The sequence below is a fragment of the Pseudomonas sp. F(2018) genome (genome assembly GCF_005508865.1).
Classification (GTDB): domain Bacteria; phylum Pseudomonadota; class Gammaproteobacteria; order Pseudomonadales; family Pseudomonadaceae; genus Aquipseudomonas.
In genome coordinates this window covers 545,746-569,238 of sequence record NZ_SCOM01000003.1, presented here as the reverse complement: position 1 = coordinate 569,238, position 23,493 = coordinate 545,746, and the positions used below count along the sequence as shown (strand labels likewise).

At 63.5% G+C, this 23,493-nt stretch carries 24 protein-coding genes; 5 read left to right on the top strand and 19 right to left on the bottom strand.

Annotated features, from left to right (window positions below):
- Positions 1-12: 12 nt before the first annotated feature.
- The 14 genes from FFS62_RS16585 to rpmH form a co-directional block, all read right to left on the bottom strand.
- Positions 13-549: a F0F1 ATP synthase subunit delta gene (locus tag FFS62_RS16585; RefSeq protein ID WP_137973936.1), complete on the bottom strand. Its 537-nt coding sequence runs from the start codon at positions 547-549 to the stop codon at positions 13-15.
- Positions 550-561: 12 nt separating this feature from the next.
- Positions 562-1,032: a F0F1 ATP synthase subunit B gene (locus FFS62_RS16580; protein ID WP_137973935.1), complete on the bottom strand. Its 471-nt coding sequence runs from the start codon at positions 1,030-1,032 to the stop codon at positions 562-564.
- 55 nt (positions 1,033-1,087) lie between these two features.
- Positions 1,088-1,345, bottom strand: a complete 258-nt coding sequence (gene atpE, locus FFS62_RS16575) for a F0F1 ATP synthase subunit C (RefSeq protein WP_003097235.1) — start codon at positions 1,343-1,345, stop codon at positions 1,088-1,090.
- An 83-nt stretch (positions 1,346-1,428) separates the two neighbouring features.
- Positions 1,429-2,298: a F0F1 ATP synthase subunit A gene (gene atpB, locus FFS62_RS16570; RefSeq protein WP_137973934.1), complete on the bottom strand. Its 870-nt coding sequence runs from the start codon at positions 2,296-2,298 to the stop codon at positions 1,429-1,431.
- A 16-nt stretch (positions 2,299-2,314) separates the two neighbouring features.
- Positions 2,315-2,722, bottom strand: coding sequence for a F0F1 ATP synthase subunit I (locus FFS62_RS16565; protein WP_137973933.1), 408 nt, complete (start codon positions 2,720-2,722; stop codon positions 2,315-2,317).
- Positions 2,723-2,876: 154 nt separating this feature from the next.
- On the bottom strand, positions 2,877-3,749 hold the full coding sequence (locus tag FFS62_RS16560) for a ParB/RepB/Spo0J family partition protein (protein ID WP_137973932.1): 873 nt from the start codon (positions 3,747-3,749) through the stop codon (positions 2,877-2,879).
- An 8-nt stretch (positions 3,750-3,757) separates the two neighbouring features.
- Positions 3,758-4,546, bottom strand: a complete 789-nt coding sequence (locus FFS62_RS16555; RefSeq protein ID WP_137973931.1) for a ParA family protein — start codon at positions 4,544-4,546, stop codon at positions 3,758-3,760.
- Positions 4,547-4,558: 12 nt separating this feature from the next.
- The gene (gene rsmG, locus FFS62_RS16550; RefSeq protein ID WP_137973930.1) at positions 4,559-5,206 is read right to left on the bottom strand and encodes a 16S rRNA (guanine(527)-N(7))-methyltransferase RsmG; all 648 of its coding nucleotides are present in this window, start codon (positions 5,204-5,206) and stop codon (positions 4,559-4,561) included.
- Positions 5,206-7,098, bottom strand: a complete 1,893-nt coding sequence (gene mnmG, locus FFS62_RS16545; RefSeq protein ID WP_137973929.1) for a tRNA uridine-5-carboxymethylaminomethyl(34) synthesis enzyme MnmG — start codon at positions 7,096-7,098, stop codon at positions 5,206-5,208. The genes rsmG and mnmG overlap by 1 nt, the downstream gene beginning before the upstream one ends.
- 390 nt (positions 7,099-7,488) lie before the next feature.
- Complete coding sequence (gene mnmE / locus FFS62_RS16540) at positions 7,489-8,856, bottom strand: tRNA uridine-5-carboxymethylaminomethyl(34) synthesis GTPase MnmE (protein ID WP_137973928.1); 1,368 nt, start codon at positions 8,854-8,856, stop codon at positions 7,489-7,491.
- A 78-nt stretch (positions 8,857-8,934) separates the two neighbouring features.
- A complete protein-coding gene (yidC, locus tag FFS62_RS16535) occupies positions 8,935-10,605 on the bottom strand; it encodes a membrane protein insertase YidC (protein ID WP_137973927.1) in 1,671 nt (556 codons plus the stop codon).
- Positions 10,606-10,608: 3 nt separating this feature from the next.
- Positions 10,609-10,845, bottom strand: coding sequence for a membrane protein insertion efficiency factor YidD (yidD, locus tag FFS62_RS16530; RefSeq protein ID WP_137973926.1), 237 nt, complete (start codon positions 10,843-10,845; stop codon positions 10,609-10,611).
- Positions 10,838-11,233 (bottom strand): ribonuclease P protein component, encoded by a 396-nt coding sequence (gene rnpA, locus FFS62_RS16525; protein ID WP_137973925.1) that lies wholly within the window; start codon positions 11,231-11,233, stop codon positions 10,838-10,840. Before rnpA ends, yidD begins: the two co-directional genes overlap by 8 nt.
- 13 nt (positions 11,234-11,246) lie before the next feature.
- The gene (rpmH, locus tag FFS62_RS16520; protein ID WP_137973924.1) at positions 11,247-11,381 is read right to left on the bottom strand and encodes a 50S ribosomal protein L34; all 135 of its coding nucleotides are present in this window, start codon (positions 11,379-11,381) and stop codon (positions 11,247-11,249) included.
- On the opposite strand from rpmH, the gene FFS62_RS16515 reads away from it, so the two are divergent.
- The 5 genes from FFS62_RS16515 (at position 11,380) to gyrB (ending at position 18,025) form a co-directional block, all read left to right on the top strand.
- Positions 11,380-11,766, top strand: a complete 387-nt coding sequence (locus tag FFS62_RS16515; RefSeq protein ID WP_137973923.1) for a hypothetical protein — start codon at positions 11,380-11,382, stop codon at positions 11,764-11,766. The genes rpmH and FFS62_RS16515 overlap by 2 nt on opposite strands.
- Before the next feature lie 142 nt (positions 11,767-11,908).
- Complete coding sequence (dnaA, locus tag FFS62_RS16510; RefSeq protein WP_137973922.1) at positions 11,909-13,360, top strand: chromosomal replication initiator protein DnaA; 1,452 nt, start codon at positions 11,909-11,911, stop codon at positions 13,358-13,360.
- A 30-nt stretch (positions 13,361-13,390) separates the two neighbouring features.
- Positions 13,391-14,494 carry a DNA polymerase III subunit beta gene (gene dnaN / locus FFS62_RS16505; protein WP_137973921.1) on the top strand — a complete coding sequence of 368 codons (1,104 nt, stop codon included), beginning with the start codon at positions 13,391-13,393 and terminating at the stop codon, positions 14,492-14,494.
- Between the two features lie 10 nt (positions 14,495-14,504).
- On the top strand, positions 14,505-15,605 hold the full coding sequence (gene recF / locus FFS62_RS16500) for a DNA replication/repair protein RecF (protein ID WP_137973920.1): 1,101 nt from the start codon (positions 14,505-14,507) through the stop codon (positions 15,603-15,605).
- Entirely contained in the window at positions 15,602-18,025 is a 2,424-nt protein-coding gene (gyrB, locus tag FFS62_RS16495; RefSeq protein WP_137973919.1) for a DNA topoisomerase (ATP-hydrolyzing) subunit B, read from the top strand. The genes recF and gyrB overlap by 4 nt, the downstream gene beginning before the upstream one ends.
- A gap of 353 nt (positions 18,026-18,378) precedes the next feature.
- On the opposite strand, the gene FFS62_RS16490 is transcribed toward gyrB, so the two are convergent.
- From FFS62_RS16490 to FFS62_RS16470, 5 genes are read right to left on the bottom strand one after another with little or no spacing between them, the layout of a single operon-like run.
- Positions 18,379-19,311, bottom strand: a complete 933-nt coding sequence (locus tag FFS62_RS16490) for a phosphatidate cytidylyltransferase (RefSeq protein WP_137973918.1) — start codon at positions 19,309-19,311, stop codon at positions 18,379-18,381.
- A 1-nt stretch (position 19,312) separates the two neighbouring features.
- A complete protein-coding gene (locus FFS62_RS16485) occupies positions 19,313-19,936 on the bottom strand; it encodes a 1-acyl-sn-glycerol-3-phosphate acyltransferase (protein WP_137973917.1) in 624 nt (207 codons plus the stop codon).
- A 13-nt stretch (positions 19,937-19,949) separates the two neighbouring features.
- A complete protein-coding gene (locus FFS62_RS16480; RefSeq protein WP_137973916.1) occupies positions 19,950-20,405 on the bottom strand; it encodes a hypothetical protein in 456 nt (151 codons plus the stop codon).
- Positions 20,395-21,738 carry a phosphatase PAP2/dual specificity phosphatase family protein gene (locus FFS62_RS16475; RefSeq protein WP_137973915.1) on the bottom strand — a complete coding sequence of 448 codons (1,344 nt, stop codon included), beginning with the start codon at positions 21,736-21,738 and terminating at the stop codon, positions 20,395-20,397. Before FFS62_RS16475 ends, FFS62_RS16480 begins: the two co-directional genes overlap by 11 nt.
- Positions 21,738-23,492, bottom strand: coding sequence for a bifunctional alpha/beta hydrolase/class I SAM-dependent methyltransferase (locus FFS62_RS16470; RefSeq protein ID WP_137973914.1), 1,755 nt, complete (start codon positions 23,490-23,492; stop codon positions 21,738-21,740). Before FFS62_RS16470 ends, FFS62_RS16475 begins: the two co-directional genes overlap by 1 nt.
- Position 23,493 lies beyond the last annotated feature (1 nt).

Below are 23,493 nucleotides of genomic sequence, written 5' to 3'. Positions count from 1 at the left end.
GCCCCTTCAAACTCAAGATTTCAACGCTTCGGCCAGTTTCGCGATTTTGCCGCGAACCGAGCCATCGATAACCAGGTCGCCCGCGCGGATCACGACACCACCGATGAGGGAGGAGTCTTCCGTCGCGTGCAGACGCACTTCTCGGCTGAGCCGTGCGCTGAGAACCTTGGCGAGTTTGTCTTGCTGTTCGGTGCTCAATGCGAAGGCACTGGTCACTTCCACGTCTACCGACTTCTCCTGCTCGGCCTTGTACAGCTCGAACTGGGCGGCGATTTCCGGCAACAGATCGAGACGATCGTTTTCGGAGACGACGGAAATGAAGTTACGTGCCTGGGCGTCGAACTTGTCACCACACACTTCATTGAAAGTGGTGGCCTTTTCTGTACTCGTCAGACGCGGGGCCTTGAGCACGCGCTGCATGGTGTCGTCTTGCGACACCGCTGCAGCCAGGCCGAGCATGGCTGACCAGGAGGCCAGTTGCTGGTGGGCCTGAGCGTGCTCGAAAGCTGCCTTGGCGTAAGGTCGGGCCAGCGTGGTCAGTTCTGCCATGATCGCCCTCGCTTAGATTTCGGCGGCCAGTTTGTTAACCAGCTCCGCATGCGCGTTTTGATCGATGGACGCACCCAGGATCTTCTCGGCACCGCCGACGGCCAGGGCACCCACTTGGGCACGCAGGGCGTCTTTGACGCTGTTCAGTTCCTGTTCGATCTCGGCCTGAGCCTGAGCCTTCACACGGTCAGCTTCGACACGAGCCTGATCACGGGCTTCGTCGACGATCTGAGTACCGCGTTTCTTGGCCTGCTCGATGATTTCAGCAGCCTGGGTTTTGGCTTCGCGCAGTTGCTGGGCCACTTTCTCGTGGGCCAGTTCCAGATCGCGAGCCGCACGGTTGGCGGCGTCCAGACCATCGGCGATCTTCTTTTGGCGTTCGCGCAGAGCCGTGATGACCGGAGGCCACACGAACTTCATGCAGAACAGCACGAAAATGAAGAACGCAACGGCCTGGCCAATCAGGGTTGCATTAATGTTCACGCCAGTACCTCGCTGTTCGTTGTTTCGTCAAACCAATCAGCTCGCAAGCGAGTGATTAGCCGGCGATTTGACCAACGAAGGGGTTCGCGAAGGTGAAGAACAGAGCGATACCAACGCCGATCATGGTCACGGCGTCCAGCAGACCGGCGACGATGAACATTTTCACCTGCAGCATCGGAACCATTTCCGGCTGACGAGCAGCGCCTTCCAGGAACTTGCCGCCCAGCAGACCGAAGCCAATGGCAGTACCCAGAGCGCCCAGACCGATCAGCAGGGCAACAGCAATCGCGGTGAGACCAACTACAGTTTCCATTTTTCCTCCCGACTTTTACGTCGTATTGGTTTAGGTTGAAGCGATAAAGCGGTTTTCGTTTTACCTAAAGCGGCGGCGGCCGCTTAGTGGTTGTCTTCGTGAGCCATCGACAGGTAGACGATGGTCAACATCATGAAGATGAAGGCCTGCAGGGTGATGATCAGGATGTGGAACACCGCCCACGCCCAGTTCAGCGCCACGCCCAGAGTGCTCAGCAGGAACAGGCCGCTGCCGAACATCACGGCGATCAGGATGAAGATCAGCTCGCCGGCATACATGTTGCCGAACAGACGCAGAGCCAGAGAGATCGGCTTGGCGATCAGGGTGACAAACTCCAGCAGGAAGTTCACCGGGATCAGCAGGATCTGCACGGCGATGTTCTTGCTGCCGAACGGGTGCAGGGTCAGCTCGCCGAGGAAGCCGCCGATGCCCTTGACCTTGATGCTGTAGAACACGATCAGGGCGAACACCGACAGGGCCATGCCCAGGGTGGCGTTCGGGTCGGTGGTCGGTACCACGCGGAAGAACAGGTGATCGTTGCCGGTGATGGCAGCGGCGGCCATCGGCAGGAAGTCCACCGGCACCAGGTCCATCAGGTTCATCAGGAAGATCCAGACGAAGATGGTCAGGGCCAAGGGAGCGATCAGGTTGTTACGGCCGTGGAAGGTGTCCTTCACGCTGCCGTCGACGAACTCGATCAGTACTTCGACGAAGTTCTGCAGGCCACCCGGCTGGCCGCTGGTGGCACGCTTGGCGGCCATGCGGAACAGCAGGATGAACACCAGACCGAGCAGGACGGACCAGCCCAGGGTGTCGACGTGGAAGGCCCAGAAGCCCATTTCCTTTGCTTCTTGCGCAGTGTGGGCGAAGCCCCAGTCACCGTTCGGCAGTTTCCCGAAGGTCAGGTTCTGCAGGTGGTGCTGGATATAGCCCGAAGCGGTTTGTTCTGCCATGTTTGCCTCAAACGCTCTAAGGTCTCGAAAGTCTTGTTCTCATCAGCAGCGGAGCGAACCAGCCAACGCTGAGCGCCAGCACGAAGACACCGAACAGAACCGGCGCCTCCAGTGGTTTCACCACCACGAACGTCAGTGCGAACAGCACTGCCGTCAGAATCAGCTTGCCCGCCTCGCCGGCATAAAAGGACCGGACGATGTTCTGGGCGGCCCGGGCCCCGCTGAAGCGGAATGCCTTGTGGGCGAAGTACAGGTTGGGAAGCCAGGCAATCAGCCCCCCGCAGAGTCCCGAATAGGCGCTTACCGGGCCACGCCAGCCATACAGCACGGCGGCGGCCAACAGCATCACGACCAGTTGGGCCAGCAGCACCGGAAAGACCGGTAAACGATGGAAGGGCAGGCGCTTCTGCGTGCGGGCATCCATCTTCGCTGTTCCTCTGGGTCGGCACGTTAAATCAACAACTTGGCATACTTTGTGCCGACAAAATGCGCGCAGAGTATAGGGGGGGTTCCCCACCCGTTCAACTGGCCGGTAGCGAATTCCGACCGCTCGCTACATGAGCAATTGTGTCCGGATTTCAGCGGATATGAGCCAGCACGCCCTGCAGTTCATCCAGCGAGTTGTAGCGGATCACCAGCTGACCCTTGCCCTTCTGCCCGTGCTTGATCTGCACCGGGGCCCCTAGCTTCTCGGCCAGGCGCTGTTCCAGGCGGTTGATGTCCGGATCGGCCTTGACCTTCTCGACGGGCTTTTCCTTGCTGTTCAGCCACTGACGCACCAGTGCCTCGGTTTGGCGCACGGTGAGGCCCCGTGCGACAACATGTCGCGCGCCCTCGACCTGCTGTTCCAGGGGCAGACCGAGCAGGGCACGGGCATGGCCCATCTCCAGATCGCCATGGGCGAGGAGGGTCTTGATCTCTTCCGGCAGGGCGATCAGGCGCAGCAGGTTTGTAATGGTGACGCGCGACTTGCCCACCGCATCGGCGACCTGCTGCTGGGTCAGCTCGAACTCCTGCTGCAGGCGCTGCAGGGCCACGGCTTCCTCGATCGGATTGAGGTCCTCGCGCTGGATGTTCTCGATCAGCGCCATGGCGATGGCGGCTTCGTCCGGCACTTCGCGGACCATGGCCGGGATCTTGTCCAGGCCGGCCTGCTGGCTGGCGCGCCAGCGGCGCTCGCCGGCGATGATCTCGAAGCGGCCGCCACCGATGGGGCGCACCACGATCGGCTGCATCACGCCCTGGGCCTTGATCGAGTTGGCCAGCTCTTCCAGGGCGGACGGGTCCATGTCGCGGCGCGGCTGGTACTTGCCGCGCTGAATCAGGTCCAGCGGCAGGTGCTGCAGCTCACGGCTATCGGCCTTGACCGCTTCTTCCTCGAGGACAGCGGCGGTGCTGCCGCCGAGCAGGGCGTCCAGTCCGCGGCCGAGTCCGCGCTTCTTGATGGCCATGGGATTCCTTATGCGGTTGCGGTTTTCGCGGCGGAGCGCTGGCGGCGTACCAGTTCGCCGGCCAGGGCCAGATAGGCGATGGCGCCACGGGATTGCTTGTCGTAGGCCAGCGCCGGCATGCCGAAGCTGGGCGCCTCGGCCAGGCGCACGTTGCGCGGGATGACCACGTCGTACAGCTGCTCGCCGAAGTGGCTCTTGAGCTGGGCCGAGACGTCGTTGGTCAGGCTGATGCGCGGGTCATACATGGTGCGCAGCAGGCCTTCGATCTTCAGGGTCGGGTTGAGCAGCTGGGCGATGCGCTGGATGCTGTTCATCAGGTCGGTGAGACCTTCCAGTGCGTAGTACTCGCACTGCATGGGGATGATCACCCCATCGGCGGCGACCAGGGCGTTGACCGTGAGCATGGACAGCGCCGGCGGGCAGTCTATGAGGATGTAGTCGTAGTTCTCGCGGATCGGCGCCAGGGCGTAACGCAGGCGGCTCTCCTTCATCTTCATCTCGAGCAGCGCGACTTCCGCGGCGGTCAGGTCTCGGTTAGCCGGCAGCAGCTGGTAGCCGCCGTGCTCGGAGAACTGCATCGCTTCGCCGACGGTGCTTTCGCCGATCAGCACGTCGTAGATGGAGTGCTCCAGGGCCTGCTTATCCACACCACTGCCCATGGTGGCGTTGCCCTGTGGATCGAGGTCGATCAGCAGCACGCGGCGCTTGGTCGCGACCAGCGAGGCGGCCAGGTTGATGCAGGTGGTGGTCTTGCCGACCCCGCCTTTCTGATTGGCGATCGCGAATACCTTGGCCATCTGTGCTTCCCCCTAGACCGAGCGTCGCAGTATCAACAGGTGACGCTGGCCTTGGCAACCGGGAACCTTGAGCACGTCGCAGCTTTGCAGGCGGAAGTCCGCCGGCAGTGCCTGCAGCTCGTCGTCGGGCTGCACGCCCTTCATCGCCAACCAATGGGTATCGGCGTCGCCCAGGTGGCGAGTCCAGTAGCTGAAGTCTTCCAGCGAGCTGAAGGCGCGCGAGCAGATGCCGGCGAACGGTAGCTGTGGCCGAAATTCCTCGACGCGGCTGTGGACAACTTCCAGGTTGGCCAGCTTGAGCTCCAGCTTCACCTGGGTGAGGAAGCGGGTCTTCTTGCCATTGGAGTCGAGCAGGGTGAAACGTCGCTCGGGGAACAGGATGGCCAGCGGGATGCCGGGCATGCCGCCGCCGCTGCCGACGTCCAGCCAGCTATCGCCGCGCTCGGCGACAAAGGGCACGACGCTGAGGCTATCGAGCAGATGGCGCGAAACCATCTCGTCCGGGTTGCGCACGGCGGTCAGGTTGTAGGCCTTGTTCCACTTGATCAGCAGGGCCAGGTAACCGAGCAGCTGTTCGTGCTGCTGGGCGGTGAGCGTTACGCCAAGCGTCTGCGCGCCCTGCGCGAGTTCATCGGCATGGCGTTGGGTGACCACGGACATCAGGCGCTCTGCTCCAGCTGGCGGCCGGCGCCGCGTTTCTTCAGGTGGATCAGCAGCAGGGAGATGGCCGCCGGCGTCACGCCCGGGATGCGGCCAGCCTGACCGAGCGTCTCGGGGCGGGCATTGCCGAGCTTGTGCTGAATCTCCTTGGACAGGCCGGAGATGCTGGCGTAGTCGATATCGGCCGGCAGCTTGGTGTCTTCACTGGCACGCAGACGCTCGATCTCTTCCTGCTGGCGGTCGATGTAGCCGGCGTACTTGGTCTTGATCTCCACCTGCTCGGCGACCTGGGCATCGACCTGCGGCGCTTCGGTCACCTCGGCCAGGGCGGCGTAGTCGATTTCCGGGCGGGCCAGCAGGTTGAGCAGGTTGTACTCATGGGCCAGCGGGGTGCCGAAGCGCGCGACGATGGCATCGCCCTGCGGTGTGCCCGGGCGCACCCAGGTGCTCTTCAGGCGCTGTTCTTCCTGGACGATGCCCTCGCGCTTGGCCTCAAAGGCGGCCCAGCGGGTGTCGTCGACCAGGCCCAGCTCGCGGCCCTTCTCGGTCAGGCGCAGGTCGGCGTTGTCCTCGCGCAGGATCAAGCGGTACTCGGCGCGCGAGGTGAACATGCGGTACGGCTCCTGGGTGCCCAGGGTGATCAGGTCGTCGACCAGCACGCCGATATAGGCCTCGTCGCGACGCGGGCACCAGGCGTCTTTGCCCTGGGCGCGCAGCGCGGCGTTGGCCCCGGCCAGCAGGCCCTGGGCGCCGGCTTCTTCGTAGCCGGTGGTGCCGTTGATCTGACCGGCGAAGAACAGGCCGCCGATAACCTTGGTCTCCAGGCTGTACTTGAGGTCGCGCGGGTCGAAGTAGTCGTACTCGATGGCGTAGCCGGGACGGACGATATGGGCGTTTTCCATGCCGCGGATCGAGCGCACGATCTCCAGCTGCACGTCGAACGGGAGCGAGGTGGAGATGCCGTTGGGATACAGCTCGTGGGTCGTCAGGCCTTCCGGCTCGATGAATACCTGGTGGCTGTCCTTGTCGGCGAAGCGATGGATCTTGTCCTCGATCGACGGGCAGTAGCGCGGGCCGATGCCCTCGATCACACCGGAGTACATCGGCGAGCGATCCAGGTTGCTGGCGATGATCTCGTGGGTGCGCGCGTTGGTGTGGGTCATCCAGCAGCTGATCTGCCGCGGGTGCATGTCCTTGTTGCCGAGGAAGGATATCACCGGAATCGGTGTGTCGCCGGGCTGCTCGGTCATCACCGAGAAGTCCACCGAACGGCCATCGATGCGCGGCGGGGTACCGGTCTTCAGTCGACCGACACGCAGCGGCAGCTCACGCAGGCGCTTGGCCAGGGCGATCGAGGGTGGATCGCCGGCACGGCCGCCGGAATAGTTCTGCAGACCGATGTGGATAAGTCCGCCGAGGAAGGTGCCGGTGGTCAGCACCACGTTGTCGGCCATGAAGCGCAGGCCCATCTGGGTAACCACACCCTTGACCTGGTCCTGCTCGACGATCAGGTCGTCCGCCGCCTGCTGGAATATCCACAGGTTCGGCTGGTTTTCCAGGATCTCGCGAATCGCCGCCTTGTACAGCACGCGGTCGGCCTGGGCGCGGGTGGCGCGTACGGCTGGGCCCTTGCGGCTGTTGAGCACGCGGAACTGGATGCCGCCCTTGTCGGTGGCCAGCGCCATGGCGCCGCCGAGGGCATCGATTTCCTTGACCAGGTGGCTCTTGCCGATACCGCCGATGGCTGGGTTGCAGCTCATCTGGCCGAGGGTTTCCACATTGTGGGTCAGCAGCAGGGTCTTCACGCTCATGCGTGCGGCTGCCAGCGCAGCCTCGGTGCCGGCATGGCCGCCGCCGATCACGATCACGTCAAAACGGGAAGGGAAGTCCACCACGCACCTCGTGCCTGTAGAGAAAGGGGGATTGGAAAAAGGGGTGGCAAGTATAGGGAGTTGGTCTGCCCGAATGAAGCCTTCTGCACAAAAAATAGCCAGGCTGCGCTCTTTCAGAGAAATAGAGAATAAAAGAGAGAAATCTTATAAAGCCTAGTTTTTATGTTTATGTATGGTGCAGCGCTTTTCTGTGGATAGATCGCTACAGGCGCCATATACCAGGGCCTGCCGCGATGTATAAGGCTGTGCCATTCCTGGCCCTATCCGCTGGGCAAGCTGGATAACGCCTGTGGATGAAAAAGCTATTTATGCACAGGTGGGTTTTCCAACCCCTTATCACCAGGCTTATCGACCGGGCTCAGGCGTGGTTTTCCACAGGGTTCAGAAAGCTTATTTGCCGATGCAGAAGCTGGAGAAGATCCGTCCCAGCAGGTCGTCCGAGCTGAAGGCCCCGGTGATTTCGCCGAGCGCCTGTTGCGCCTGACGCAGGTCCTCCGCCAGCAGTTCGCCGGCGCCCATCAGGATCAGCTGGTTACGGCCGTGCTCGAGGCTGGTCTGGGCCTGGCGCAGGGCTTCGAGGTGGCGACGACGGGCGCTGAAGCCGCTCTCGGCGGTCTGTTCGAAGCCCATGCAGGCCTTCAGGTGCTCGCGCAGCAGATCCAGCCCTTCGGCCGATTTGGCGGACAGCGAGATGGTCACATGGCCGTCGTCGCTGGTGTCCAGCAGCACCGCTTCGCCAGACAGGTCGGCCTTGTTGCGGATCAGGGTGACCCGGGCCGGATCGGGCCTGGTATCGAGGAACTCCGGCCACAGGGCGAAGGGATCGGCCGCCTCCGGTGCGGTGGAATCCACCACCAGCAGTACCCGATCCGCCTCGCCGATGGCCTTGAGCGCACGCTCCACGCCAATGCGCTCGACCTGGTCGTCGGTGTTGCGCAGGCCGGCGGTGTCCACCACGTGCAGCGGCATGCCGTCGATGTGGATATGTTCGCGCAGCACGTCGCGGGTGGTGCCGGCGATATCAGTGACGATGGCCGCCTCGCGCCCCGCCAGGGCGTTGAGCAGGCTCGACTTGCCGGCATTGGGGCGGCCGGCGATCACCACGTTCATGCCGTCGCGCAGCAGCGCCCCCTGGCCTGCTTCGCGAATGACTGTGGATAAGTAGTCGCGTACGCCATCGAGCTGACTGAGCACATGGCCATCGGCGAGGAAGTCGATCTCCTCCTCGGGGAAGTCGATGGCCGCCTCCACATAGATGCGCAGCTGGATCAGGCGCTCGGTCAGCTCGTGCACCCGCCGCGAGAACTCGCCCTGCAGCGAGCGCAGGGCATTGCGTGCGGCCTGGGTCGAGCTGGCCTCGATCAGATCCGCAATGGCCTCGGCCTGGGCCAGGTCGAGCTTGTCGTTGAGGAAGGCGCGCTCGCTGAACTCACCCGGCCGGGCCTGGCGGGCGCCCAGCTGCAGGCAGCGCTGCAGCAGCATGTCCAGCACTACCGGGCCGCCGTGGCCCTGCAGCTCGAGCACGTCCTCGCCGGTGAAGGAATTGGGACCGGGGAAGAACAACAGCAGGCCCTGGTCGATCACCTGGCCATCGCCGTCGTGCCAGGCGCCATAGTGGGCGTGGCGCGGCTTCGGCTGCAGGTCGCCGAGGCTGACACCGATGGCCCGCGCCTGTGGCCCGGAGACCCGCACGATGCCGACCCCTCCGCGGCCCTGGGCGGTGGCGACGGCGGCGATGGTTTCGCGAACGGTGGACATGGGCGGTTTCTCGACTGTGAATATGTTGCGGATAGCAAAACGCCCCACGAGGGGGCGTCTTGTGCAGCTTCAGCGGACTCAGGCTTTCGCCGTCGCGGCCTCGATCTGCCGGGTAATGTACCACTGCTGGGCAATGGACAGGACGTTGTTGACCACCCAGTACAGCACCAGACCGGCGGGGAACCAGAGGAAGAAGAAGGTGAAGATGATCGGCATCAGCTTCATCACCTTGGCCTGCATGGGGTCCGGCGGAGTCGGGTTCAGACGCTGCTGGATGAACATGGTGGCGCCCATGATGATCGGCAGCAGGAAGAACGGATCCTTGATCGACAGGTCGGTGATCCAGCCCAGCCACGGGGCCTGGCGCATCTCGACGCTTTCCAGCAGCACCCAGTAGAGGGCCAGGAATACCGGCATCTGCACCAGGATCGGCAGGCAGCCACCGAGCGGGTTGATCTTCTCCTTCTTGTACAGCTCCATCATCGCCTGGGACATTTTCTGGCGATCGTCGCCATGCTGTTCCTTCAGCGCGGCCAGCTTCGGCGACACGGCGCGCATGCGGGCCATGGAGCGGTAGCTGGCGGCGGACAGCGGGAAGAACGCCAGTTTGATGATGATGGTCAGGACGATGATCGACCAGCCCCAGTTACCGAGCAGGTTGTGGATATGTTCCAGCAGCCAGAAGATCGGTTGGGCGATGAACCACAGGATGCCGTAGTCGACGGTCAGTTCCAGGCCCGGAGACAGCTGCTTCAGGTGTTCTTGGATCTTCGGACCGGCATAGAGAACGGCACCGGTCTCGGCGCTGGCACCGGCGGCGACGCTCAGCTGCGGACCGGTGAAGCCGATGATGTAGTTGCCCTGGCTGTCCTTGCGGGTCTGCACGCTGTTGCTGTCGTCCTTGTCGGCGACCCAGGCGGTGACGAAGTAGTGCTGCAGCCAGGCGACCCAGCCACCCTGCACGGTTTCGCGCAGGTTCTTGTCGTCCATGTCGCCCATCTTGACCTTTTTGTAAGGCTCTTCGGCGGTCCACAGGGCGGCGCCCAGGTAGGTGGCGGTGCCGGTGGCGGTGGTGGACGAAGGATCGGCGCTGTTGTCGCGCTTGAGCTGGGCGTAGAAGTTGCCGCTCCAGGCCTGACCGCTCTGGTTGTCGACCTTGTAGGTGACGCCCAGGTCGTACTGGCCGCGCTCGAAGCTGAAGCGTTTGACGTAGTTGACGCCCGCCTCGGCGTAGGTGAGCTCGACTACCAGCTGGTCCTGACCTTCGGCCAGTTCATAGCTGCGCTTGTCGCTGCTCCACAGGGCACGGCCGCTGGATTTGTCCGGGGCATTGCTGCCGATCAGGCCGCTCTGCGCCAGGTAGGTACGCTCGCCGCCGTTGTCGAACAGCTGGAACGGCACTTCCGGATGGTCCTGACGACGCGGGTACTTCGGCAGGGTCAGCTGGACGATATCGCCGCCCTTCGGATCGATGGCCAGTTCCAGGACGTCGGTCTTAACGCGGATCAGCTCGTCGCTGACGGCGGCCGGCGCAGCCAGCTGCGGGTTGGCCTCGCCATTGGCGGTCGGCACGTCGTCCGCGGCATTGCTGGTCGGTACGTCCGGCAGGTCGGTGGCGGGTTTGCCGCCGACGGTAGCGCTGGCACTGGCCGGAATGGCAGCCTGGCCGTAGTCCTCGTTCCACTGCAGAACCATCAGGTAGGACACGATGGCCAGGGCGACGAGCAGGATCGAGCGTTGGATATCCATGGATTACTCGGTCATCGAAGGGGAAGAAGGGGGCGGAACCGGGTCATAACCACCGGGATTCCAGGGGTGGCAGCGGCCCAGGCGACGCAGGCCGAGCCAACCGCCATGCAACACGCCATGGGTCTCGATGGCCTGTTGCATGTAGCAGGAGCAGCTGGGATAGAAGCGACAGTGACTGGCCATCAAGGGGCTGATGGCGTAGCGGTAGAACTGGATCGGTAGGATCGCCAGTTTACGCATGGGGGCTGTCGCTTACCCCGGGAGGAGCGGCCTCGGGACGCTGCTTGGCAAGGCGTTTCCAGAGTTTGCCGAACTGCTGATGCAATTCGGGGTTGTCCAGATCGCCAAGGCCTTTGCGTGCCACCACGACAATGTCCATACCAGCCAGCAACTCCTGGTTGAGCCGGAAGGAATCCCGGATCAGGCGTTTCAGACGGTTGCGCTCGACGGAGAGCTTGACGCTTTTCTTGCCGATCACCAGCCCCAGGCGGGGATGGTCGAGATCGTTGGCACGCGCGAGGAGCAGGACGTTCTTGCCGGGTGCCTTGCCGCTCGGTGAGTCGAAAACTGCCTTGAAGTGCCGGGGGGTTAGCAGACGCTTTTCCCGACTGAAGTCTCGACTCACCATCCGTTCCGGTTTATCAGACGGTCAGACGCTTGCGGCCCTTGGCGCGACGACGCGACAGGACGGCACGGCCGTTCTTGGTGGCCATGCGAGCGCGGAAACCATGGGTGCGAGCGCGCTTGAGGGTGCTGGGTTGGAAAGTGCGTTTCATGGTGATCTACCTGGATGGTTCGAAGGGCCGGAAATGGCCCCCGTTTAAAGAGACCGGCGATTCTAGTGAAACCGAGGGCGCAGGTCAATTTCCAACCAGCCTGGAATGCATAAAGAAGATAAAAGGAAAGAAATTCTTTAAAGAGCTTGTACTGATAAAACTTAATAGCGGCCCTCCAGGCTGTGGAGAAGTCGCTGCAGGGCTTGTCCGGCAGGGCCTTCAGGGAAGGATAAGGCTGTCGGCAAGCAGTGCGCTGGATGTTCGCAGCAGGTGCAAGGCCTGTGCAGGAATCGCCGTTTTACCCACAGATGGTTTTTCCACGGTGTTACGCCCAGGCTTTTACCCAGCCTCCAGTTACCTTTATCCACAGCTTTGCAGGGATTGATCTGGGAAGAGTGGAAACATAAATAAATCCTTGATTTTGCTCGGTTGAAATCGCGGATTCGTGTGGATAACTCGGGGGCTACGGGGCTACAATGCGGGCTGATTTTTAGCTTCGCCGACCGTAGCGATCCCAGGGGATATCAGTGTCCGTAGAACTTTGGCAGCAGTGTGTGGAGCTGCTTCGCGACGAGTTGCCTGCCCAACAATTCAATACCTGGATTCGCCCCTTGCAGGTGGAATCCGCTGGCGACGAGCTGCGCGTCTATGCGCCCAACCGCTTCGTGCTCGACTGGGTCAACGAGAAGTACATGGTGCGTCTGCTCGAGCTTCTGGCCGAGCGGGCCAATGGCCTGGCCCCCGCGCTCTCGCTGTTGATTGGCAGCAAGCGCAGTGCCGCACCGCGCATGGCCGCACCGGCGCCTTCTCCTTCTATTAATAGTGCACTGATGGCCGCCGCTCCCGTGACGGTGATCGATGAGCCGCCGAGCAGCGACCCGCTGGCCGTGGTCGCGCCGACGCCCGCTCCCACCCGTCCGACCGAGCGTACCGTGCAGGTGGAGGGTGCGCTCAAGCACACCAGCTACCTGAACCGCACCTTCACCTTCGAGAACTTCGTCGAGGGCAAGTCCAACCAGATGGCCCGCGCCGCGGCCTGGCAGGTGGCGGATAACCTCAAGCACGGTTACAACCCGTTGTTCCTCTATGGTGGCGTCGGCCTGGGCAAGACTCACCTGATGCACGCGGTGGGCAACCACCTGCTGAAGAAGAACCCCAACGCCAAGGTCGTGTATCTGCATTCCGAGCGCTTCGTCGCCGACATGGTCAAGGCGCTGCAGCTCAACGCGATCAACGAGTTCAAGCGTTTCTACCGCTCGGTGGATGCGCTGCTGATCGACGATATCCAGTTCTTCGCCAAGAAGGAGCGCTCCCAGGAGGAGTTCTTCCACACCTTCAATGCCCTGCTCGAAGGTGGCCAGCAGGTGATCCTCACCAGCGACCGCTACCCGAAGGAAATCGAAGGCCTGGAAGAGCGCCTGAAGTCGCGCTTCGGCTGGGGCCTGACGGTGGCGGTGGAGCCGCCGGAGCTGGAGACCCGCGTCGCCATCCTGATGAAGAAGGCCGAGCAGACCAAGGTCGACCTGCCGCATGACGCTGCCTTCTTCATCGCCCAGCGCATCCGTTCCAATGTGCGTGAGCTGGAAGGTGCGCTGAAACGGGTGATCGCTCACTCGCACTTCACCAACCAGCCGATCAGCATCGAGCTGATCCGCGAGTCGCTGAAGGATCTGCTGGCCCTGCAGGACAAGCTGGTGAGCGTGGACAATATCCAGCGCACCGTGGCCGAGTACTACAAGATCAAGATCGCCGATCTGCTCTCCAAGCGGCGCTCCCGTTCGGTGGCGCGGCCACGCCAGGTGGCCATGGCGCTGTCCAAGGAACTGACCAACCATAGCCTGCCGGAAATCGGTGATGCTTTTGGCGGAAGAGACCACACCACAGTGCTGCACGCCTGTCGTAAGATTGCAGAATTGCGCGAAGCCGACGCGGATATCCGCGAGGACTACAAGAACCTGCTGCGCACCCTGACCACCTGATACGCAGCCCACAAGGCAAGGGACGAGACCATGCATTTCACCATTCAACGCGAAGCCCTGTTGAAACCCCTGCAACTGGTCGCCGGCGTCGTCGAACGCCGCCAGACCCTGCCGGTTCTGTCGAACGTGTTGCTGGTAGTGGAAGGCCAGCAGCTGTCGCTGACCGGCACCGACCTGGAAGTCGAACTGGTTGGTCGCGTCACTCTCGAACACAGCGCAGAGCCGGGCGAGATCACCGTCCCCGCGCGCAAGCTGATGGACATCTGCAAGAGCCTGCCGAGCGATGCGTTGATCGATATCCGTGTCGACGAGCAGAAGCTGGTGGTCAAGGCCGGGCGTAGCCGCTTCACTCTGTCCACCCTGCCGGCCAATGATTTCCCCACCGTCGAGGAAGGCCCGGGTTCGCTGACCTTCAGCCTGGTGCAGAGCAAGCTGCGTCGCCTGATCGAACGCACCAGTTTCGCCATGGCCCAGCAGGACGTGCGCTACTACCTCAACGGCATGCTGATCGAAGTGCAGACCGGCGTGCTGCGCGCCGTCGCCACCGACGGTCACCGCCTAGCCATGTGCGCCATGGAAGCGGCCATCGAGCACACCGAGAAGCACCAGGTCATCGTGCCGCGCAAAGGCATTCTCGAGCTGGCCCGCCTGCTCACCGAGCAGGACGGAGAAGTCTCCATTGTCCTCGGTGCGAACCATATCCGTGCCACCACCGGTGAGTTCACCTTCACCTCCAAGCTGGTGGACGGCAAGTTCCCGGACTACGAGCGTGTGCTGCCGCGCGGCGGCGACAAGCTGGTGGTTGGCGATCGCCAGGCCTTGCGCGAAGCCTTCAGCCGCACTGCGATCCTGTCCAACGAGAAGTACCGTGGCATTCGCCTGCAGCTGGCCAGCGGCCTGCTGAAGATCCAGGCCAACAACCCGGAGCAGGAAGAGGCTGAAGAGGAAGTGGTGGTCGACTACAACGGCGGCTCCCTGGAGATCGGTTTCAACGTCAGCTACCTGCTCGACGTGCTGGGCGTGATGACCACCGAGCAGGTGCGCCTGATCCTCTCCGATGCCAACAGCAGCGCCCTGGTGCAGGAAGCCGGTAACGACGATTCGTCCTACGTCGTCATGCCGATGCGTCTGTAATCGCCGCTGAATGTCCCTCTCCCGCGTCACCGTCACCGCGGTGCGAAACCTGCACCCGGTGACGCTCTCCCCCTCCCCCCGCATCAATATTCTTCATGGCGCCAACGGCAGCGGCAAGACCAGCCTGCTGGAAGCCATTCACCTGCTCGGCCTCGCCCGCTCCTTCCGCAGCAACAAGCTGCTGCCGATGATTCAGTACGAGCAACCAGCCTGTACCGTATTCGGCCAGGTGCAGCAGCCGGAAGGCATGCACAGCAACCTCGGCATTTCGCGCGACCGTCAGGGCGAGCTGCAGATTCGCATCGACGGGCAGAACGCTCGCAGTACAGCGCAGCTGGCTGAGCTGCTACCGCTGCAGGTGATCAACCCCGATAGCTTCCGCCTGCTGGAAGGCGCTCCCAAGGTGCGCCGGCAGTTCCTCGACTGGGGGGTGTTCCACGTGGAACAACGCTTTCTGCCGGCCTGGCAGCGCCTGCAGAAGGCCCTGCGGCAGCGGAACTCGTGGCTGCGGCATGGTACACTCGACGCCGCGTCGCAAGCGGCCTGGGACCGTGAACTGTGCCTGGCGAGCGACGAGCTGGATGGCTATCGCCGTGCCTATATCCAGGCGCTGAAGCCGGTTTTCGAGCAGGTGCTGAGGGAGCTGGTGGAACTGGAGGGGCTGTCCCTCAGTTACTACCGCGGGTGGGACAAGGACAAGCCGCTGGCCGATGTGCTGGCTTCGACCCTGCCCCGCGATCAGCAACTGGGACACACCCAGGCAGGTCCGCAACGTGCCGACCTGCGTCTGCGTTTGGGGGCTCACAATGCCGCGGAGATTCTGTCCCGCGGACAACAGAAGCTGGTGGTCTGCGCGTTGCGCATCGCCCAGGGGCATCTGCTGAACCAGGCCAAACATGGCCAATGCATCTATCTGGTGGACGACTTGCCGTCGGAGCTGGATGAGCGACATCGACGGGCCCTGTGCCGCCTGCTGGATGATTTGCAGTGTCAGGTGTTCATCACCTGCGTCGACCAAGAATTTTTGAAGGATGGCTGGCGCACGGATACGCCAGTCGCCATGTTCCACGTGGAACATGGAGTGATCACCGCATCGGGAGTGAACGCATGAGCGACGAGAACAACACGTACGACTCCTCGAGTATCAAGGTACTCAAAGGTCTGGATGCCGTACGCAAGCGCCCGGGCATGTACATCGGCGACACCGATGACGGCACCGGCCTGCACCACATGGTGTTCGAGGTGGTGGACAACTCCATCGACGAAGCGCTGGCCGGTTACTGCTCCGAGATCAGCATCACCATTCACCCCGACGAGTCGATCAGCGTCCGCGATAACGGCCGTGGCATTCCGGTCGACACGCACAAAGAAGAAGGTGTGTCCGCGGCCGAGGTCATCATGACCGTGCTGCACGCCGGCGGTAAGTTCGACGACAACAGCTACAAGGTCTCCGGCGGCCTGCACGGCGTGGGTGTTTCCGTGGTGAACGCCCTGTCCAAGGAGCTGGTCCTGACCATCCGCCGCAGCGGCAAGATCTGGGAGCAGACCTATGTGCACGGCGTGCCTCAGGCTCCGCTGGCCCCGGTTGGCGACAGCGAAGGCACCGGTACGCAGATCCACTTCAAGCCGTCCGACGAGACCTTCAAGAACATCCATTTCAGCTGGGACATCCTGGCCAAGCGCCTGCGTGAACTGTCCTTCCTCAACTCCGGTGTCGGCATCGTCCTCAAGGACGAGCGCAGCGGCAAGGAAGAACTGTTCAAGTACGAGGGCGGCCTCAAGGCGTTCGTCGAGTATCTGAACACCAACAAGACCATCGTCAACCAGGTGTTCCACTTCAACATCCAGCGCGAGGAAGACGGCGTCGGCGTGGAAGTGGCTCTGCAGTGGAACGACAGCTTCAACGAGAACATCCTCTGCTTCACCAACAACATTCCGCAGCGTGACGGCGGTACCCACCTGGCTGGCTTCCGCTCCGCCCTCACCCGCCACCTGAACAACTACATCGAGCAGGAAGGCCTGGCGAAGAAGTTCAAGATCGCCACCACCGGTGACGACGCCCGTGAAGGCCTGACCGCGATCATCTCGGTCAAGGTACCGGATCCGAAGTTCAGCTCGCAGACCAAGGACAAGCTGGTCTCCTCCGAGGTGAAGACCGCGGTTGAGCAGGAAATGGGCAAGTACTTCGGCGACTTCCTGTTGGAAAACCCCAACGAAGCCAAGGCCGTGGTCGGCAAGATGATCGACGCTGCGCGCGCCCGCGAGGCCGCGCGCAAGGCCCGCGAGATGACCCGCCGCAAGGGTGCGCTGGATATCGCCGGCCTGCCCGGCAAGCTGGCCGACTGCCAGGAAAAAGACCCGGCGCTGTCTGAACTCTACATAGTGGAGGGTGACTCCGCGGGCGGTTCTGCCAAGCAGGGTCGTAACCGCAAGACCCAGGCGATCCTGCCGCTCAAGGGCAAGATCCTCAACGTCGAGAAGGCACGCTTCGACAAGATGCTCTCCTCCCAGGAGGTCGGCACGCTGATCACCGCCCTCGGCTGCGGTATCGGTCGCGAGGAATACAACATCGACAAGCTGCGTTACCACAACATCATCATCATGACCGATGCCGACGTTGACGGTTCGCACATCCGTACCCTGCTGCTGACCTTCTTCTTCCGTCAGCTGCCGGAGCTGGTCGAGCGTGGCTACATCTATATCGCCCAGCCGCCGCTGTACAAGGTGAAGAAAGGCAAGCAGGAGCAGTACATCAAGGACGACGAGGCCATGGACGAGTACATGACCCAGTCGGCCCTGGAAGATGCCAGCCTGCACGTCAACGAGAACGCGCCGGGCCTGTCCGGCGCCGCGCTGGAAAGCCTGGTCAACGAATATCGTGCAGTGATCAAGACCCTCGGCCGCCTGTCCCGCGTCTACCCGCAGGACATCACCGAGCACATGGTCTACCTGCCGCGCGTATCGGTCGAGCAGCTGGCCGACCAGGCCGCCATGCAGAGCTGGCTGGAGGCCTTCCAGGCGCGCCTGAAGGGCGCGGAGAAGTCCGGCCAGACCTACACCGCCAGTCTGCGTGAAGATCGCGAGCGTCACCTTTGGCTGCCCGAGGTGGAAGTGCTGGCCCACGGTCTTTCCAGCTACATCACCTTCAACCGCGATTTCTTCGCCAGCAACGACTACAAGTCGGTCACCGCTCTGGGCGATCAGCTCAACAGCCTGCTGGAAGAAGGAGCCTACGTGCAGCGTGGCGAGCGCAAGAAGGCGGTCTCCACCTTCAAGGATGCGTTCGAGTGGCTGAAGGTCGAGAGCACCAAGCGCCATAGCATTCAACGCTATAAGGGACTCGGCGAGATGAACCCGGAGCAGCTGTGGGAAACCACCATGGATCCGACCGTTCGCCGCATGCTCAAGGTGACCATCGAGGACGCCATCGCCGCCGACCAGATCTTCAACACGCTGATGGGCGATGCCGTGGAGCCGCGTCGCGACTTCATCGAGAGCAACGCTCTGGCGGTGTCGAACCTGGACTTCTGATTGCGGAGTCGCTGTAAATGAAAACCCCGGCCTGAGCGCCGGGGTTTTTGTTTTCATTGGAATCCTGCTGCGAGCCGAATAGCCAATGGCTTACACGACGAGGTGGAAGGCTTCCCTGTTGCCATCCGGCCTGCCTGGCTAATCTACACACACCTGCCGGGAACTGGATGTCCCGGGTCAAGGAAGACAGACCGCGCCAGGATGGCAAACGACAGGATGTCGGAAGGTCATAAAGAACCCGCCTCGGCGGGTTTTTTGTTGCCTGCCATTCAGGCGGCGACCCTTCTGGCCGTCGCCTTAGGTGACGTCAAAAATGGATCCAGGCCATTTTTGTTGCCTGTGCAATGGTGGGCTCAGGCCCACCAGTAGCGCACGAAGTGGAAGAAGATCGGCGCGGCGAAGCACACCGAATCCATGCGGTCGAGCATGCCGCCATGGCCCTCGATCATGTGGCCCCAGTCCTTCACCCCACGGTCGCGTTTGATCGCCGACATCACCAGGCCGCCGGCGAAGCCGAGCAGGTTGACGGTGAGGGCCATCAGCGCCGCCTGCCAGAAGCTGAACGGGGTGATCCAGAACAACGAGGCGCCGATCAGGCTGGCCAGCGCCACGCCACCGACGAAGCCTTCCACCGTCTTCGACGGCGACAGCTTGGGCGCGATCTTGCGCTTGCCGGCCAGCTTGCCGCAGACGTACTGCAGCACGTCCGACAGCTGCACGACGATGATCAGCCAGGCGATCAGCAGCAGGTTGCGCCCTTCGTAGCCAGGAATGTCCAGGGTCAGCAATGCCGGCACGGCGGACACGCAGTACACCGCGATCATCATCCCCCACTGCACTTCCGAGGCGCGTTCGAGGAAGCGCGTGGTATCGCCGCCCAGCGAGGCGAGGATCGGCAGCAGGAGGAACAGGTAGACCGGGATGAAGATGGCGAACAGGCCGTACCAGTCCAGGGCGATCAGCAGGTACTGCATCGGCAGGGCGAAGTAGAAGGCCGCCACCAGCGCCGGGTAGTCGCTGCGCCGGGTCGGCGTCAGGGTGAGGAATTCGCGCAGGGCATAGAACGACACGAAGTAGAACAGCAGGATCACGCCGTTGTTGCCGAACAGGAAGGCGATGCCGATCACTAGCACCATGGCCCACCAGGCATCGATCCGCGCATTGAGGTTGTCGATTACCGCGTTGGGCCCATCGCCTGCTCGGCGGCGCAGGTAGCGGGCGATCAGGGTGGCCAGCAGCAGGACGGCGCCTATGCCGGCGAACAGCAGGATGGTATTGCGATCCATGTCAGACGATCTCCGGGGCCAGGGCCAGCAGGGCGTTGCGTGCGCGTTCGAGGAAGGCGCTCTTGTCTTCGCCGTCGAGGCGCTCCAGCGGTGCGCCGAAGCTCAGGGTACACAGCAGCGGCAGCGGCAGCGCCCTGCCCTTGGGCATCACCCGGTTGAGGTTGGCGATCCACACCGGCACCAGTTCCACCTCGGGGCGTGCCTGGGCGAGGTGGAACAGGCCGCTCTTGAAGGGCAGCAGCTGCTCGTCGGTGAGGTTGCGGGTGCCCTCCGGGAAGATGATCAGCGAGTCGCCCTGCTCCAGGGCGTCGAGCATCGGCTGCAGCGGATTGGCATTCGGATCGCTGCGGTCGCGGTCGACCAGCACGCCGTTGAACACGTCGCGGATCAGGAAGCGCCGCAGGTCGCCGTTCATCCAGTAGTCGGAGCCGGCCACCGGCCGGGTGCGGCGGCGCAGCTCCGGCGGCAGCGAGGCCCACAGCAGCACGAAGTCGCCATGGCTACTGTGGTTGGCGTAGTACAGGCGCTGCACCGGCTGAGCGGTGCAGCCCAGCCAGAGGGCGCGCGCACCGGTCAGCAGGCGGGCTGCCGAGGTGATGGCGAAGGCGGTGATCGAAGCGAGCATGGATACGACTCCTTTATCCAGCCAGGGAAAGCCAGGGTGTGGCGAGAATGGTGGCCAGGGCGAGCAGCAGCTGTGCTACCAACCAAGCGGCCTGCAGGCGCAGCAGACGCAGAGCACCGCGGCAGCGGTCGTCCCAGTCACGTGAAACAGCGGTGGTCTTCTGCAGACCGAGCTGCAGCAGCGCCTGGTCCAGCTCGCCGGTGCGCTCCTGCAGACGTGGGGCGTCAGCGGCCAGGTGGGTGAACAGTTCGGCGTCCAGCGCCACGCGGATGGCCCAGTACTTCTGGGCCAGACCGAACATCACCAGCAGGCTACAGAGGATGCTGGCGGCGGGGCTGTATGAGATGCCCAACAGCGGCGCCAGGCCATAGGCCAGCGCCAGCAGGGTGATGGCGGCAGACAGCAGATCCAGCCCGCGCCCTCGGCGCAGCAGACCGGCCACCAGGGCGAGTTGCATCTCAGAGGCCATGGGCAACCTCCAGAACGGCGCTGGGCTGCAGCAGGCCCTGTAGCGCCAGGCGCTGGGCCTCACCAAGCACGATCTGCGGACGCGCGGATCGGATCAGCTCGATGGCCTGCTCGACACCGCCGGCACGGCCGCTGTGCAGCAGCCAGGCGGCAACCAAGGTGGCGCTGCGCGAATAGCCAAGGGCACAGCAGACTAACAGTGGTCCTTGCTGGCGCAACTGCTCGATCAGCTCGGCGCCCTGGCGGCAGGCCTCGGTATCGGGAGCGACCAAGTCCAGTAGCGGCAGGCTGCGGTAGACCTTGCCGGGCAGGCGAACCGGCAGCTCGGCACTGAGGTCCAGCACGGCGGTGAAGGGCGCTGCTTCCTGCTCGGTCGGTACCCGCCCCAGCCATACGCCCTCCACGATCTGATCCGGCTGTGGATGCTTGCGTGTCCACAGCCGCGAGTTGATCCAGGCACCGAGCAGATAAGGCGCGAGCAGCCAGGTGCTGGCGGAGCCGAGGGAGCCGTCGGCGCGCTTCTGGAAGCCGGCCGCACCGAACAGCGCGTAGTTCAGGGCGACCAATAACAGCGACGCGCAGGGCCACAGCAGCCACAGCCAGGCGCCGCCGAGATTGACCGCCAGGGCCGCGCAGATGGCACTTCCCAGTCCATAGCGCAGGGCCAGACGCCAGCACTGCGGCACGCGGGCCAGGCGCAGGTTCTGCAGCGGGCTGCGGCCCTCGACCGGCCACAGCCATACGCACAACCAGCCGGCCAGGGCGCCGGTGGGCACGTCGATGAAATGGTGCTGCCAGGTGGTCAGCACCGACAGGCCGATCAGCGCCATCCAGCCATGCAGCAGGCCGCGCAACAGCGGGCCACGGGTATGCCGGGCGAACATCGTCCAGATCACCACCAGCAGGGCGATGTGCAGCGAAGGCGCCTGGTTGAATGGCTTGTCGAAGCCCATCAGCACATCGAACATCCAGCCGAAGAAGCCGCTCAGCTCAGGACGTTCGAAGGTGAAGCGCAGCGGCCAGAGCAGAAAGCAAGCCACGCAGATCAGCTGGGTACTAAGCAGGCGCAGGGCATGCCTATCTATCTCCCGGCGTGTGGCCGGCAGCAGGAAGGACAGGCCGTAGAGCAGGTCGATCGACCAGTAGGGCACGATGGTCCAGGCCCACAGCGGGGTCGCGCTTTCCCAGGCGAACACCAGGCTGCCGACATCGTCACGCTGTGCGGTGAACCAGTTGGCGAAGCCGTAGCTGGCGAAGAACAGCGGGGCCAGCAGCAACAGCCAGAGAACCCCGCGTTTCCATAGCCCGCTTTCGCGGGCGGCGGGGGCGTCCATCAGGACACCCGCTGCGCCAGGGACACGCTGAAGATGCCCCACTCGTCGATGCGCTGCTCCAGCTTGCGGAAGCCGGCGGCGGCGACCAGCTGATCCATTTCCGCCTGGCTGCGCCGGCGCATGACCCAGGGCTGGCCTTCGCGGTGGCTGGTCAGGGCGCGGGCGATCAGCTCCAGCTGCGGGTGCCAGGGTTGGCCGGTATAGATCAGGTAGCCGCCCTCCTCGACCGCCGCTGCCAGTCCGGCCAGCGAGTCGCCGACCATCTGGTTGCTGCCGAACAGTTCATAGAGACCGGAGACCACCGCCAGCGTCGGCTTGGGATCGAGTGCGGCCAGGTCGGCCTTGTCGAAGGCATCGCCTTTGACGAAGCGGGCGATGTCGCCCAGACCCTTCTGCTCGATCAGCGCGCTGCCATCGCGCACGTTGATATCGCTGTAGTCGCGCAGCAGGATCGCGTCCGGCCTGTGCTCCATGCCCTGCAGCGATTCGAGAATGTAGCGACCGTGGCCGGCGGCGATATCGACGATGCGCACGCCCTTGTCCGCCTCGCGCAGCTTGCCCATGGCCAGGCGCAGCAGTTCCTCGGCGTGCACCTTGCGCTGGCGGATGCCGCGCCAGCCGATGGAGTTCAAGTAGTTCTGGTCGATCAGACGGCCCAGCCCGCCCTTGCCGCTCGGGGTGTTGCGGTAGACGTAGTCCAGGGTGCTGCCGGAGTCGAAACCGGTCTCGAAGCCCAGCTTGACCCCGTCGGACAGCCCGCTGCCGAGCTTCAGCCCGGCGCGGGTAGCGCGCCAGTACAGGTCGCCGAGGGAATTCTGCGGCAGCGGCGCCGCCAGTTCCTCGGCTTCGGCGCAGGTCGCGCCGAGGCGATCGGCATCCAGCAGCGAGGGACGATTCAGTGGCTCCTGGAAGCTGCGCAGGATAAAGCGCCGCGCGCGGCTCAAGGCATGGGCGCGGTCGCGCTCGCCGAGGGTGTCGTGGAAGAAGCCGGGCAGGATGTGCTTCTCCTTGCGCAGGCTGCCCAGGCGCTCGAAGAACTGCTCCTGGGGCTTGCGGTGCACGACGAAGTCGGCGCCGGAGATCAGCAGCTGAGTGGGAATCTGGATCGCCTGGGCATCGGCCACCACGCGGTCGGCGGCTTTGTACAGGCCGAGGAGCATATTGACCGAGATCGGCCGGGTGATCAGCGGATCGTTCTCGAAGGAGCGAATGCGCTCGGGATCGTGGCTAAGGAAGCGCGCCTTGACGTAGCTGTTGACGAAGAAGTTGCCGCGCCAGGAGCGCAGCAGCTTGAGGCCGGGGCGGGCAAAGGGCACATAGAGCTTGACCTTGAACGCCGGCGAGGCGAGCACCAGACAGCGGATTTGCGGCGCGTAGTCGTGAGCCCAGGTCGACACCACCACGGCGCCGACACTCTGGGCCAGCACGGCCATGTCCTGCTCAGCGATGGCATGCGTGGCGGCGATATGCTCGATAAAGGTCTGCACGTCGCGCACGCTGGTGGCGAAGCTCGGGCTGTCGCCACGGGCGCCGGGCGACAGGCCATGACCGCGGGCATCCCAGGCGAAGAAGTCGTAGTCGGGCAGATCCAGTTCGCCCGGCAGGTGGGCCATGCGCCCGCCGTGCTCGTGGCCGCGGTGGAACATCACCACCGCCTTGCGCGGGCCGGCCGCAGGCGTGGTGGCCGGCCAGTGGCGATAAAGCAGCTCTACGCCGTCATGGGTGGTGAAGATGTGGTTCTGGGCTTCACGCATC